At 43.0% G+C, this 14,168-nt stretch carries 12 protein-coding genes; 5 read left to right on the forward strand and 7 right to left on the reverse strand.

The genetic code is table 11. The features are described 5' to 3' along the window. Positions 1–427: 427 nt before the first annotated feature. Together FTU37_RS11445 and FTU37_RS11450 are read left to right on the forward strand one after the other, a co-directional pair. On the forward strand, positions 428–1,846 hold the full coding sequence (locus tag FTU37_RS11445; protein WP_168379417.1) for a deoxyribodipyrimidine photo-lyase: 1,419 nt from the start codon (positions 428–430) through the stop codon (positions 1,844–1,846). A gap of 125 nt (positions 1,847–1,971) precedes the next feature. Further along, complete coding sequence (locus tag FTU37_RS11450; protein WP_180022763.1) at positions 1,972–2,586, forward strand: riboflavin synthase subunit alpha; 615 nt, start codon at positions 1,972–1,974, stop codon at positions 2,584–2,586. 72 nt (positions 2,587–2,658) lie between these two features. On the opposite strand, the gene FTU37_RS11455 is transcribed toward FTU37_RS11450, so the two are convergent. Together FTU37_RS11455 and acs are read right to left on the reverse strand one after the other, a co-directional pair. Then, positions 2,659–3,837: an acyl-CoA dehydrogenase family protein gene (locus FTU37_RS11455; protein WP_168379415.1), complete on the reverse strand. Its 1,179-nt coding sequence runs from the start codon at positions 3,835–3,837 to the stop codon at positions 2,659–2,661. 304 nt (positions 3,838–4,141) lie between these two features. After that, entirely contained in the window at positions 4,142–6,085 is a 1,944-nt protein-coding gene (acs, locus tag FTU37_RS11460) for an acetate--CoA ligase (RefSeq protein ID WP_078190549.1), read from the reverse strand. A 284-nt stretch (positions 6,086–6,369) separates the two neighbouring features. Here acs and FTU37_RS11465 point away from each other — a divergent pair, with 284 nt between their 5' ends. Then, a complete protein-coding gene (locus tag FTU37_RS11465) occupies positions 6,370–6,948 on the forward strand; it encodes a DUF805 domain-containing protein (protein ID WP_180124383.1) in 579 nt (192 codons plus the stop codon). Between the two features lie 123 nt (positions 6,949–7,071). Then, positions 7,072–8,043, forward strand: a complete 972-nt coding sequence (locus FTU37_RS11470; protein WP_078193200.1) for a mechanosensitive ion channel family protein — start codon at positions 7,072–7,074, stop codon at positions 8,041–8,043. Here the strand turns inward: FTU37_RS11470 and FTU37_RS11475 are convergent. The 5 genes from FTU37_RS11475 to prfB form a co-directional block, all read right to left on the reverse strand. Next, complete coding sequence (locus FTU37_RS11475) at positions 8,029–8,739, reverse strand: 16S rRNA (uracil(1498)-N(3))-methyltransferase (RefSeq protein ID WP_180124384.1); 711 nt, start codon at positions 8,737–8,739, stop codon at positions 8,029–8,031. The genes FTU37_RS11470 and FTU37_RS11475 overlap by 15 nt on opposite strands. A gap of 227 nt (positions 8,740–8,966) precedes the next feature. Next, on the reverse strand, positions 8,967–10,247 hold the full coding sequence (locus tag FTU37_RS11480) for a 3-deoxy-D-manno-octulosonic acid transferase (RefSeq protein WP_180124385.1): 1,281 nt from the start codon (positions 10,245–10,247) through the stop codon (positions 8,967–8,969). A gap of 87 nt (positions 10,248–10,334) precedes the next feature. After that, the gene (locus FTU37_RS11485) at positions 10,335–11,423 is read right to left on the reverse strand and encodes an alkene reductase (protein WP_180035436.1); all 1,089 of its coding nucleotides are present in this window, start codon (positions 11,421–11,423) and stop codon (positions 10,335–10,337) included. A gap of 37 nt (positions 11,424–11,460) precedes the next feature. Next, positions 11,461–11,760: a helix-turn-helix transcriptional regulator gene (locus FTU37_RS11490; RefSeq protein ID WP_078190555.1), complete on the reverse strand. Its 300-nt coding sequence runs from the start codon at positions 11,758–11,760 to the stop codon at positions 11,461–11,463. Between the two features lie 154 nt (positions 11,761–11,914). Beyond that, positions 11,915–13,010, reverse strand: a protein-coding gene (gene prfB, locus FTU37_RS11495; protein WP_168379411.1) for a peptide chain release factor 2 whose coding sequence is annotated in 2 segments (ribosomal slippage) — positions 11,915–12,937 and positions 12,939–13,010 — 1,095 coding nt in all. Because the reading frame shifts where the segments join, the coding sequence is not laid out codon by codon here. A 181-nt stretch (positions 13,011–13,191) separates the two neighbouring features. On the opposite strand from prfB, the gene FTU37_RS11500 reads away from it, so the two are divergent. Continuing rightward, positions 13,192–14,010, forward strand: a complete 819-nt coding sequence (locus tag FTU37_RS11500; protein WP_168379410.1) for a putative porin — start codon at positions 13,192–13,194, stop codon at positions 14,008–14,010. Positions 14,011–14,168 lie beyond the last annotated feature (158 nt).

Below are 14,168 nucleotides of genomic sequence, written 5' to 3' on the forward strand. Positions count from 1 at the left end.
TGCTATAGACCACATTTAAGTTTAAATATGAACACCCCGAATCAGACGTATGAGCAAACTAAAACCGAGCTAATTGCTTAACTCGGTTTGAAGTGGAATACTGTCAATCTATTTCAGGACAAGACATACTTAAGCATGACTCCTGTCTTGCTTCACAGTCCTGATGGTGAACACTTTGTTATTGTTTTATGCTCCGGAACGTCCTGTTCCTGTATAAGTTAATCTTAGGTAAAATTTAAAAGTGCGCCTAGCGTCAAAAACTTCGTTGCTTGTACGCTTAAGCTGACAGAATTGTGCGCAATCGGTTAACTTAAACCATAGATATTATATGGTTTTTTATTAAAATCGATATTTTTTAGATGGTTTTACCACCAATAGACACCTCATAATTCCTGTGATATTTCCAACAAAACAAGAGGCAATAAACATGCAACTGGTTTGGTTTCGACAAGATTTAAGACGACATGACCATAGCGCACTGTGGCAGGCGACACAGTCTGGTCCAACGGTTGCCTTTATTGCGCTTTCTCCTGAACAATGGGCAAGGCATGATGATGCCCCCGTTAAAATCCATCGCTATCTTGCCCAGCTGGAACTTTTGCGACAGCAATTGGCTGAACTAAATATTCCACTGATTATTCAGCATATTCCGGATTGGTCAGGCATCGCCACTGAGCTTTTAAGCATATGCACTCAGCTCAATGTACACACTGTGCATGCACATATTGAACACGGTGTGAATGAACTCCAACGAGATCGCCAAGTACAACAGTTATTAGAACAGCAGCAGATCTCTGTCGAGTTGTACCATGACCGCACCCTGTTTCCTGTTGGCAGTATTCGCAATCTATCTGGACATCCTTATCAAGTTTTCGGTGCATTTAAGAAAAATTGCTACGAGAAATTGAGCATCAGTGTGCCCAGTTGTTATCCTGCGATCGAAGCCCAAACGGCTCTCGCCCAGCATCCTCTGTGGCAAACCGAATTCGATCTTCGTCCTTTTTATCCCGCAGGGCTGTTAGCAGCTCAAATCGAGCTTTGGCCGATTGGGGAAAATCATGCACAGCAGTGCTTAGATGAATTTATAGAACAACATCTGAGTCGTTATGCTGATGATCGGGACTATCCAGCGCTCAATGCTACCAGTCGAATTGGCATGTATCTCAACTTGGGCATCTTGTCTATTCGCCAATGTCTGCAAGCTCTGTTTCGTGAACAAGGTGGCTATTTCCAGATCGACCACAGAGGGCAACAAGCGTGGCTCGATGAGCTACTTTGGCGTGAATTTTACCAACACATTTTATTTGACTACCCGCAGGTATCTCAGCACCAGCCGTTTCAAACCAAAACCTTAAAAATAAAATGGCGCAATGCACCACAAGACTTGGCTGCATGGCAGCAAGGTCAGACAGGCATTCCAATTGTCGATGCAGGGATGCGTCAACTACTGGCTACGGGTTGGATGCATAATCGGGTGCGGATGATTTGTGCCATGTTCCTCAGTAAGAATCTACTGATCGATTGGCGGTTGGGGGAGCAATGGTTTATGCAGCACCTTGTCGATGGTGACTTAGCAGCCAATAATGGCGGTTGGCAATGGTGCGCCTCGACGGGTACAGATGCTGTACCTTATTTTCGGATTTTTAACCCGATCAGCCAATCTCAGAAATTTGATCCGAACGGGGATTATTTACGTCAATGGCTACCTGAACTGGCAGATTTGGATGCAAAACAAATTCACCAACCCTTTGCCAAAAATCCTCAACTAGAATTGAACTACCCTCAACCGATCGTCGATTTAAAGCAGTCTCGCTTAGCTGCAATTGAAACTTTCCGAGCATTGTAGGCCATTGCCAAGATCGAACTGCTAGGGATCAAAACGCTGTACTGAAATGGTCACTCTAAGGCATAGCCGATCGGTCGTTTTGTCCCTACAATACAGAAAACGCAAATCATTTTAGAGACGCTCACATGTATACAGGCATCGTGCAAGGTTTAGAAAAAGTCTTAGACATTCGTCAAGGCAATGGCTTCACAACCTTGGTGATTTCAAATCATCAGAATTTTTTTCATGATGTCTTTATCGGGGCAAGTGTGGCGATTAATGGCGTGTGTTTAACGGCCACACATATTGATTTGGCAGCCAACCAAGTACATTTTGATGTCTCAGATTTGACCAATCAACTCACCACGCTAAAAGCTCTCAAGGCCGGTGATGAGGTCAATGTCGAACGCTCAGCCAAAGTTGGCGCAGAAAATGGTGGTCACAATCTTTATGGTCATATCGAAGGCACAGCCACGATCAAAAACTTAGAGCATCGTGGGGAAACCTTTCATCTCGATATTCACATTCCGGCAGGCAATATTAAATATTTCTTTCTCAAAGGTTTTATTGGACTCAATGGTTGCAGTTTGACTGTGAACCGTGTTGATCGTGCCAATAGTGAAATTTCAATCGATCTCATTCCTGAAACACTGCGCCTCACTACATGGAAAGATGTCCAAGTCGGTGATGCCGTGAATTATGAAATTGATCAAACAACGCGAACCTTAGTCGATACCTTAGAAAATATTCATCAGCGTTAAAATCGACTGACAGCACATTGCAAAAAAGCCTCCAAAACGGAGGCTTTTTATTGGCTCATTTGCAATATACGTTTAAGAATAAAAACTTGGATCTGGCACTTTGGCTGTGAGCACCCATTCACCAACTTCCTGATATTTATAATCAATCGGATCGTGCAGGGTCTGGGTACGCACATTGCGCCAGAAGCGGTCTAAATTCAGTTTGGCCGTCGTGGCACGTGCACCCATCACTTGGAAAATATTTTGCGTAATGTACAGCGAGCTATTGGTGGCTGCAATTTTGGCTGTTGCAATCGCAATAGAGACTTCTCCACGTTGTTCCGCCGTCAAAGCTTCACCAATCTCCCAAGCCCCTTGCAAACGCTGAACCGCTTTATCTGCCAATAAACGTACACTTTCTAATTGCACATAAAACTCAGCAAAATGCTTTTGAATAAATGGGTCATTCACTGCATTTTCAGCCAATGATTTTGACCACGCCTTTTGGTTTTGAACCGTCTGTTTTGCTGTTTCAAAAGCTCCTTCTGCCACCCCTAAAAACAAATGCACAAAGATCAACTGTGCAATCAATGGACGCAAGCTGGAATACGGCGTACTCAAAGGCCCCGGGTTCAGTAGTAATTCATCTTTGGAAATTTTTACCTGTTCAAAATGACTGCTTCCACTGTCGGTTTGACGTTGTCCCATATTGTCCCAATCGCCGAGAAAACTGACGCCTTCACGTGCTGTAGGAATCACCCCGATCAATAATTTTCCGTCATCATTGAACCCAGAACACAGCAAAATGTCAGAATCCATGGAACCCGAACAAAAACTTTTATCGCCATGAAACACATATTCATGTTCAGACAGTTGCGTCACTGTCGTACGACGGTCCAAAGGGTTTAAGGTGTTGCCCCAAAATAAATGCTCACGTGCAGTCTGTTCAAACCATGGGCCATATTGCTCTGGCTGCGCGAACAACTGTACGGTTGCAATCAATAAATGATGGAAACCATAAACATGCGCCAATGAGCTATCCACTTGGGCAATGGTTTGAATGGTTTTAAAAATCGTCTGCCAATCTGCACCCTGTCCACCATATTGCTGTCCAATGGACAGTGCAAGCAAACCACTTTGACGAATCAAATCACGTTCAGCTTTGGGATTTCCCCCCTGCTTATCACGCTGAGCAGCCGTGGTGGCAAATTCTGCCGCCAGTTTTTGGGCAATATCGATTGGATCTTGAGTCAATGGAGTTGAAGCGTTCATATGTCTATCTGATTATTCTGTTACCGTTTTAGCTTAACAAAGCGCAGGCATTCAGCTTATCTCAATGCCTGCAGTCTATATCTGTAAAATCTATATCTTATGAAATCTAAGTCACCAACATTCAGGCGACTCATGGCTTGGTCTTTGTTATCCATCGTATGTACGATGGATAAAATGCATCATGAACGTCACCTCATCCTAATCAACATTTCTAGGGGAAAGGACGTTAAATATTGCCTTAATAACCCATCGCATGAGCGATAGTGAACTTTCATCAGAACGCTATCACTCACGCTCAAGTTGCTTATGCCTTCGGATAAACCGTCGCAATCAAATGTTCAACCACTTGAGGCTCTGCCAAGGTCGAAGTGTCGCCTAAAGAGTCCAGCTCATTGGCCGCAATTTTTCTTAAAATACGGCGCATGATTTTACCAGAACGGGTTTTTGGTAAGGCTGGCGCCCAATGCAGTGCATCTGGCGTTGCCACTGGTCCAAGGACTTTTCGTACCCAAGCCACCAGTTCCTGACGTAACTCATCCGTCTCAGCTGTACCTGCTTGTAGGGTGACAAAGGCGCAAATCCCCTGTCCTTTAATATCATGCGGCATACCCACCACCGCAGACTCTGCCACAGCATCATGCGCAACCAACGCACTTTCAATTTCAGCCGTTCCTAATCGATGCCCTGAAACGTTCAAGACGTCATCCACACGGCCCGTAATCCAATAGTAGCCAGACTCATCACGACGTGCGCCATCACCTGTAAAATACGTCCCCGGATAAGTGGAGAAATAGGCTTCAATAAAGCGCTCAGGATCACCCCAAATGGTTCGCATTTGTCCCGGCCAAGAATCCTTAATCACCAAATTGCCTTCTACGGCGCCTTCAAGCTCATTGCCTTCAGCATCCACTATCGCAGGTTGTACACCAAAGAATGGACGCGTCGCTGAACCCGGTTTTAAATCAGTTGCTCCCGGCAATGGCGTAATCATGAAACCACCCGTTTCTGTTTGCCACCATGTATCCACCACTGGACAGCGGCTTTCACCTACCACGGTGTAGTACCAATTCCATGCCTCTGGGTTAATGGGTTCACCCACCGATCCCAATAAACGTAAACTACTGCGGTCACTTTCTCGGACAAAGGCATCGCCTTCTCGCATCATGGCGCGAATTGCAGTCGGTGCCGTATATAAAATGGTGACGTTATGTTTATCGACAATATGTCCCGTGCGTGCCCAACTTGGATATTGCGGCACCCCTTCAAACATCACGGTCGTAGTACCATTCGACAATGGGCCATACAATACATATGAATGCCCAGTGATCCATCCGACATCTGCGGTACACCAAAACACATCATCTTGTTTTAAGTCAAAAACTTCACGGAAAGTACAATTCACATAGGTTAAATAGCCTCCCGTGGTATGCAATACACCTTTCGGTTTTCCAGTTGAACCTGATGTATATAAAATAAACAGCGGGTCTTCGGCATTCATGGGTTCAGGTGGACAAATATCATTAACCGACATGATTTCCATGTGATACCACAAATCACGATCCGCTTTCATTTCGATCGGGTTACCTGTACGGTGCACCACAATGACATTTTGAACCGAAGATGTGCCTTCGATGTCGAGTGCAAGATCGACATTTTCTTTGAGTGGAATGGGCTTACCACCACGCATCCCACAATCCGCAGTAATCACGACTTTCGCCTGACTGTCATCGATACGACTTGCCAATGAGTCTGGTGAGAAACCGCCAAAAACTACGCAGTGTACAGCACCAATTCGGGTACAGGCCAACATCGCAATTGCCGCTTCTGGTACCATTGGCATATACAACACCACACGGTCGCCTTTGCCCACACCATGTTTTTTCAACACATTGGCAAAACGGCAAGTTTCATCATGCAGTTCTTCAAAAGAAATAATTTTATGCCGTGAAGGATGATCTCCTTCCCAAATAATGGCTGGTTTATGTGGATGTTCTTTTAAATGTCGATCGAGACAGTTGGCACTGACATTCAGTTCACCGTCAGCAAACCACTCAATCTTGAAATCATCTTGCTTAAAATTGGTATTTTTAACTTGGGTAAACGGTTTGATCCAATCGATCTTTTGCGCTTGCTCCGCCCAAAACTCATCTGGTTGTTCAATCGATTTTTGATAACGCTCAAAGTACTCCGACTCATTGATGCGCGCGGTTTTTTTAAAACTTTCAGGTACTGGATAGATCTCTTTCATATTGTATTTTCCTTGATCTGATTCATCTCATCACGAGATGCCATGCCACATTTCTACTTTTATAATTCCTGCATCACAGCAGTATGACGATTAATTTTTAATCGCAGCAATCATGCTTTGGTCGTATTATTCTTTCCCATTTAAAGCACATCTATAAGCAAAATTTCAACAAAAACATGTTTTAATTCAGTATCTGACCAGTTCAATTAAACCTATACTGCAAAGGTAATTTTACTCAGCACTCCGCTTTTTTATTCTTTCATATACGTTGAGTTGATCCGATCATGAACACCAATGACTCTTCTTTCTTTTCCCGTCAGACGACCACTACATCGGATAATCCCCTGAAACCTGATGGACGTTTTGGTCGACTGAGCATGATTGGTTGGTATGGCTTTCTCAATATCATCAGCTTTTTTGCCATAATCGCTTTAAGCCTTGCCGTGGGTATTTTCAACATCAATACCATGGCGTTAAATGAGCAATTTGTTGGTATATTCACTGGGATATCTGGCCTCGCCTATTTGGCGATTATGATTCTTTACATTTATTTTTATTGTGTCTTTGTCGTCCGTCGACTGCATGACCTCAATAAAGCCGGTTGGTTGCTACTGCTTTTATTTATCCCCGTGATCAATCTATTCTTTATCCTGTATTTATTATTGGCCTCAGGCACACCGACCGTAAATCAATACGGCGCGCCACGCCCTGCAGCCGTTTGGGAAAAAATTCTGGCATGGTTGATGATTTTAATCAGTGTCTTGTCGCTCTTGGCTACAGGTAGCATCACCTCGTATATGATGGGTAGCGGAGAAATTGAATCGCCAACAGAAATCATTCAACAAGGCACTGAATATTTCTAAGCCACTAACCGAATTTGAGCCTGTCTGAATTTTGATACATCTGTTCGCAAGCCTGTAAATGAGGGTTATTTTCGCCACTAATTTCAGGCAAAATAGCGAAAAACCGGAACATTTGGAAAACTCGTGGCTGAAAAAGAAAATGCCTTGAGTGATGTCACTCAAGGCACGACTCAACTTTTGCAAGAGGCAACAGAAAAAACCGCACAAACAGTGCTGGAACATACCTCTAAATATAATGACGCATACTCAACGATCGATAAATTTGTCGATGGATTTTGGGAACGCCTGCCATATATTTGTATCGCATTAATTGTTTTTACGATCTTCTATCTACTGTCTAAACTCTTTAGATTCTTTGTTCGTAAAGCGCTCACTGACCGTTCTTACTCAAAACAAAATCTAGTTTTGGTCCTGAACCGTGTGGGTAGCTCAGCCATTATGTTCTTCGGTTTCCTAATTGCAATGGTCATTGCGATCCCAGGTTTCACACCGGGTCAGCTCATGAGTGCATTGGGGATTGGTTCGGTCGCAATCGGTTTCGCGTTTAAAGATATTTTCCAGAACTTACTGTCGGGTATTTTGATTCTCCTCGGTGAACCGTTTAAAATCGGTGATGACATTATTGTGTCAGGAATGGAAGGTACTGTTGAAGATATTCAGATCCGTGCAACCTTCCTACGCTCTCCAGATGGTCGTCGTATCGTGATTCCAAACGCGACGGTTTACACCAGTGCGGTAACGGTGAATACCGCTTATCAACGTCGTCGTTGTGAATTTGTGGTGGGTATTGGATATGAAGATGATATTCAAAAAGCTAAAAACATTGTTTTGGCTATTTTGGACAAAGACCCAACGATTTTGAGCCAACCTGCGTTTACCGTAAACGTGAATGCTTTGGCTGATTTCTCAGTCAATCTGAATGTCCGTTGGTGGGTAGATACCACAGAAACCACCACTGCGAACTCGATCAGTGAAGTGCAAGAACACGTTATCCAAGCATTCAATCAAAATGGTATTTCAATTCCTTACCCTGTACAGGAAGTTAAAGTTTACCGTGGTGATCAAGCTGAGACAGAAGCGTCAACAGCTAAATAATCGCCCTAAAACGTACGGAATCACAGTTTCTGTCCGGATAATTCGGTTGCCTAAGCTGACTGCTTGGCAACCGTTTTTTATGAGTAAATCGACCTCGTAAGGGATAAATCCACCTTCAGGCCCAATAATGATCGTACATCCATGTTGAATCCCTGCAGGCATCACATCTTCGACATAAGGGTGCGCCACATAAGCCGGATAGGCCGAGGAGATCATGCTCGGCAAAACATCCTCCACAAAGGGTTTAAAGCGTTTATACAATTCAATTTTGGGCGCAATGGTGTCACCTGCCTGCTCCAAACCCAACGTCACATAGTGATCGAGCTGCTGTAAAAATGGTGTCTGCCAATAGCTTTTATCCACGCGATAACTGTGCAGCAGAATGATTTTTTCTACACCTAAAGTGACTGCATCCATGATCAGACGGCGCAACACTTTCGGACGAGGCATTGCCACAATTAAAGTCACCGGATGCTTTGCAGGTACTTCTTCTTCTTGTAAGGGTTTAAGTTGAATGCGCTCATCACTGATACTGACGATTTGGGTTAAATAGCGTCTTCCTTCCCGAATACCGACTTTGAGTGTATCGCCCACCTGTATATTCACATGGTTTTTTAAATGCTCAATTTGACGTTTGGCGCTAATACTCCAAAGTTCAGATTCAGTTTGACGAGGATCAAGCAAGACGATGTTCATAAATAACCATATCAATTCACGCAAAGCATATGTCATTGAGGACAGGCGACATGGATGTCGCCTGTGCGCTGAGGTACAGGAAGTACCTTCAGCGTACAGAGGATTTTTGCTACTTTTAATCCTTTAAAAGTAGATTATGCCTACGAATAGGATGTTCAACGATCACCATAAAATAAGGCCGTGATAAAACTTGCCTAATAAAAATTAATGTATCGCAAAATTAAAACTTAAAGGTACTGATCAATCACCTGAATATGCTTTTGCAGCGACCCAGTATTTTTTTGCATAATCAGCTGCGCTGCATCATTTAAAGCCTGCGCTTTCGCAGTATTTTGAATGATCTCAACCAATGCACTGGCCGCCTGCTCAAAATCCTGCACAACCACAACCGCATGGGCTGCTACAAATTCATCCACAATGGTTTGGAAATTAAAATAATGCTGACCTAATACTGTCGGGACATGCAGCGCGATAGGCTCCAAAATATTATGTCCACCGCCCGGTTCATTTAAAGAACCGCCGACAAAGCACGCCTGACTCAGTGCCAGCCAAAGCCATAATTCACCCATACTATCTGCCAAATATACCTGCGTTTCAGGCTGAATCGTTTGCTTTAAACTGCGGCGCTGTGTACGTAAATTCAGTTTCTGCGCTTCTACAAAAACGTCATCAAAGCGTTCAGGATGACGTGGTACGACGACACATAACAGCTCAGGCTGTCGTTGCAAAATCGGCTGCAGTGCCGCGAGCAGTTTTTGTTCTTCTGGTGCATGCGTACTGGCAATGGTGATGATCTTACGCTCTTGTAAAGCCCAATCTTGACGCAACTGCGCTGCTTGTTGCACAAAGCTATCAGGCGCATGAATATCAAACTTGATACTTCCCACGACTTGACTGGTACGCGGGTTTGCACCCAACTCAATAAATCGCGTTAAAGTTGCCTGATCTTGCGCCAATAATTGTTTCAAACTCTTTAGCATCGGCTGCGTCAAACTCAGGACTTTGCCATAACCCTTCGCCGATTTTTCAGATAATCTGGCATTAATTAATAAACACGGAACGTTGGCCTGATCGGCTTCAATCATCAAATTTGGCCAGAGTTCAGTTTCAACTAGAGCCAACATTTTCGGTTGATATTTTTCGATAAAACGACGGACTAATTTTTTTTGATCTGCCGGCAAATACACGGCCTGAAACAGTGATTCATACGGTGCTTTTAAAAATAATTGTTTCGCACGCGCTTGTCCGGTTTTGGTGGTATTGGTGACTAAGACCGGATGACCTGCTTTGAGATAATGTTCAATCAGCGGCTGTGCAGCGTTGGTTTCTCCTACGGAAACCACATGAAACCAAATTGCATCGCGGTTTTTAACCGGCTGAAATGGCCCAAAGCGCTCAAGACACTCTTGCTGATATAGTTGGAAATCTTCAGCACGTTTTTTGATGCGCCATTGATATAGCGGCTTAATCAGCGCCAAAGCTGCGTTATACCAAAAAGGAGTAGTCAAATTATTACGCTCAAAAACGGTTTGAATCGGCAGAATATATCAGAGCATTATCCACATGTTAATGGATAATGCGTATTCAAGTGTCGATTAATAGGTTGAACGACCTGAACCAAATTTATTTTTCATGCTTGGATAATCAATATAGCCTTCGGCAACATCTGTTCCAATCATGTTTTCCAACTGCAATTCATTCAGTGCAGCATTCGCCAGCAAACGTTCAAACAAATCTGGATTGGCAATATAAGCTTTACCAAAAGATACCGCATCGGCTTTACCTGAGGCTAATAAATCAACAGCATCTTCACGGCTTAAACGCATATTGGCAATGTACGGCACACCATTTGAGCGCTGTTTCAGATAATTACTAATACTGTCATCCGCCAGATATTCACGGGTAAAGAAAAATGCAATCTTCCTCTGCCCCAACTGCTCTAAGGCATAGCCAAAGGTTTCACGTGGATCATGATCGCCCATGTCGTGTTCATCACCACGCGGCGCAAGATGCACACCTACACGACCAGCCCCCCACACTTCAATCAGCGCATCCACCACTTCAAGCAATAAACGTGCGCGGTTTTCGACAGAACCACCATACTCATCTTCACGTAGGTTGGTTTTGCTTTGTAGGAATTGATCGATCAAATAACCATTGGCCGCATGCAATTCCACACCATCAAACCCCGCTTCTTTGGCTTTGATCGCAGACTGTTTGTATTGTTCTACAATGCTTTTGATTTCTGCAATCTCTAATGGACGTGGCACGACATATTCGCGTTTTGGGCGAAGCAGACTGACATAACCCGCCTGTTGTACCGCACTGGCAGAAACTGGTGTATCACCATTCAAAAGATCGGGATGTGAGACACGTCCGACATGCCACAATTGTGCCACAATTAAACCTTGCTGTTCATGTACGGCTTGGGTCACCAATTTCCAGCCCTGAACTTGAGCATCGGTAAATAAACCCGGCGTCTGCAAATAGCCATTAGCTGCTTCTGAAATGACTGTTGCTTCTGAAATGATTAATCCAGCACTTGCGCGCTGTGCATAATATTCAGCCATCATCGGCGTTGGAACACGGTCAATGGTTGCACGACTACGGGTTAGTGGCGCCATTACAACGCGATTTTTGAGGTGTAAATCACCCAAAATGAGAGGAGTATTAAGTTCAGCCATATATGTCTCGCCTGACACTTCAAATGTAAAATACGATTTAAAGTGAGTTTTGCAGATAATCGATATATTGCTGAATGAGTTCTTCATTGCGTGAGAAATACGACCATTGACCATATTTCTCGGCTTGAATTAAGCCCGCCTGTTGTAACACAGACAAATGATTAGACATCGTAGACTGCGAAACATTACCGAGTTTTTCGATATTGCCAGCGCATACACCACGATTAAAGCCGCCACATTGTTCTTCTGACAAAAACTGTTCTGGTGTTTTCAACCATTCCAAGATTTGACGTCGAGTCGGATTGGCAAGTGCTTTAAAAATTAAATCAATATCCATAATTTAAACGGGTTTAATTAAATAAAAATTTGGACAACAAAGTTCTATTCAGCATCTTGAATACACTATATCGTATTTTTTCGATTTTTATATCGATTTTTTTAGATATGATGATCAAAAACAGATAGAACTTTGTTTTCTATATAAATTTAAATTACAAACCTTGTTTGAGGCTGGCTTCAATAAACTTATCTAAATCACCATCAAGTACCGCGCCGGTGTTTGAACTTTCCACACTGGTACGTAAGTCTTTAATACGCGAGTCATCTAAAACGTATGAACGAATTTGGCTGCCCCAACCGATATCGGACTTGGTGTCTTCCAACGCTTGTGCCGCATCATTACGTTTTTGCATCTCAAGTTCGTACAATTTTGCACGTAACTGTTTCCAAGCATGGTCACGGTTGGCGTGCTGTGAACGTTGGTTCTGACATGCCACCACAATCCCTGTTGGAGCGTGAGTTAAACGTACCGCAGAGTCTGTTTTGTTAATGTGCTGACCACCCGCACCAGATGCACGATAGGTATCAGTACGTACATCAGCTGGATTGATTTCAATTTCAATATTGTCATCAATTTCAGGCGATACAAAAACCGCTGAGAATGAAGTATGGCGACGGTTACCCGAGTCAAAAGGTGACTTACGGACTAAACGGTGTACGCCAGATTCTGTACGTAACCAACCATATGCATACTCACCTTCTACACGGATCGTTGCAGACTTGATCCCTGCCACATCACCATCAGACTCTTCCATCACTTCTGCTTTAAAGCCATGACGTTCAATCCAACGTAGATACATACGTAGTAACATCGATGCCCAGTCTTGTGCTTCAGTACCACCAGAACCCGCTTGAATTTCGACATAGCATGGGTTCGGGTCCATCGGATTACTGAACATACGACGGAATTCTAATTTCGCAAGTTCTGCTTCCGCTGAAGTTAACTCTGCTTGCACATCCACAAGTAAGCTTTCTTCTTCTGCTTCAACCGCAAGATCCAGCATCGCTTGGGCATCTTCTAGTTGAGTTGAAAGCCCTTCGAGCACGTTAATGACGTTTTCGAGTTCACCTTTTTCTTTTGCCATTGCTTGCGCACGGCTTTGATCATTCCAAATTGCTGGGTCTTCCAGCTCACGTAGAACCTCTTCTAAACGCTCTTTTTTCAGATCGTAGTCAAAGATACCCCCGTAATGTTTGACCACGGTCGTTTAAGTCTTTTAGCTGTAATAGATACGGATTAATTTCCACGTGAATTACTCTCAATCAAAAAATTTGGCTTAAATAGCCGCCTATTATATCACAGAGCATTTGCACAGTTTCAGCCAGATTGATCATCCAAATCATTGACTTCAATGCACATAATATGAACAATACGCTCGCGTTACTATTTATTACATTTTATTTACAACAATAATGTTTCGAGGGTTTTATGAAAAAGACATTACTTGCACTAGGATTAGCTGTTATCACTTCATCAACTTTTGCTTATGATGCGCAAATTGATGGCGGTTTTACTTATACAGATTGGGATGATGATTTTACTGATACTGATAATACATTCAACCTAAAAGGTACTTTGTATTTTGACTCAGTACAAACTGGTAATGGTCCATTAAATGAAGCTGCATTTCTAGGTCATAACAGCAATGCCTATCTTGGTTATTCATATAACACTTGGGAAAGTAATGAAGTTTTTGGTTCAAAACTTGAATCTGATACTCACCACTTAACCGCAGGTATTGAATATTTTGTCGATCAATTCTATATCAATGGTGAAATTGGTCTTGGTCAATACAATCAAAAAGAAACTGAATTTGGTCAAACTCTTTATGATGAAGACTACGATGTGACTACTTACCGTGCATTAGTGGGTTATCTTCCTGTATCAAACCTATTACTTGCTGCAGGTATTGATGGCTATCAAGGCGACAATGATGAAGACGAAGACAACCGTTTTGCTGTAAAAGCAAAATATGTTGCGCCGTTGAACAATGGTCAATACATCAACCTTGAAGCAGATGGTGCTTTTGGTGATGTAGATGCTGTTACGATTGGTGCAGACTACTACTTCGACCAAGCATTTAGCGTTGGCGCTGCTTATAGCATCGAAGATGATGGTGATGAAGACACGGATTACTTCGCTATCCGTTCAAAATACTTCCTTAACCCGAACCTAGCAATCGGTGGTCAAGTTGGTTTTGGTGATGACGTTCAAGCGTTCAACATCAATGCAACTTTACGTTTCTAATTTCGTTTGAATTAGGAATGTGCATTAAAAAAGCACCTCAAATTTGAGGTGCTTTTTTCTTTTCGATGTAATATTTACTTTAAAAAAAGTCCAGTTGTTGACCAAATAATCTACAAATTCATAATATCTACACAGTTTTAATAAAACAAAACATTAAT

This window comes from Acinetobacter sp. YH12097 (assembly GCF_013419225.1).
GTDB lineage: Bacteria > Pseudomonadota > Gammaproteobacteria > Pseudomonadales > Moraxellaceae > Acinetobacter > Acinetobacter amyesii.

Excerpts from the sequence above, each read along its gene's own strand:
- FTU37_RS11445 (WP_168379417.1), top strand. The coding sequence starts at position 428 with ATGCAACTGGTTTGGTTTCGACAAGATTTAAGACGACATGACCATAGC.
- FTU37_RS11450 (WP_180022763.1), top strand. The coding sequence starts at position 1,972 with ATGTATACAGGCATCGTGCAAGGTTTAGAAAAAGTCTTAGACATTCGT.
- FTU37_RS11455 (WP_168379415.1), bottom strand. The coding sequence starts at position 3,837 with ATGAACGCTTCAACTCCATTGACTCAAGATCCAATCGATATTGCCCAA.
- acs (WP_078190549.1), bottom strand. The coding sequence starts at position 6,085 with ATGAAAGAGATCTATCCAGTACCTGAAAGTTTTAAAAAAACCGCGCGC.
- FTU37_RS11465 (WP_180124383.1), top strand. The coding sequence starts at position 6,370 with ATGAACACCAATGACTCTTCTTTCTTTTCCCGTCAGACGACCACTACA.
- FTU37_RS11475 (WP_180124384.1), bottom strand. The coding sequence starts at position 8,739 with ATGAACATCGTCTTGCTTGATCCTCGTCAAACTGAATCTGAACTTTGG.
- FTU37_RS11485 (WP_180035436.1), bottom strand. The coding sequence starts at position 11,423 with ATGGCTGAACTTAATACTCCTCTCATTTTGGGTGATTTACACCTCAAA.
- FTU37_RS11490 (WP_078190555.1), bottom strand. The coding sequence starts at position 11,760 with ATGGATATTGATTTAATTTTTAAAGCACTTGCCAATCCGACTCGACGT.
- FTU37_RS11500 (WP_168379410.1), top strand. The coding sequence starts at position 13,192 with ATGAAAAAGACATTACTTGCACTAGGATTAGCTGTTATCACTTCATCA.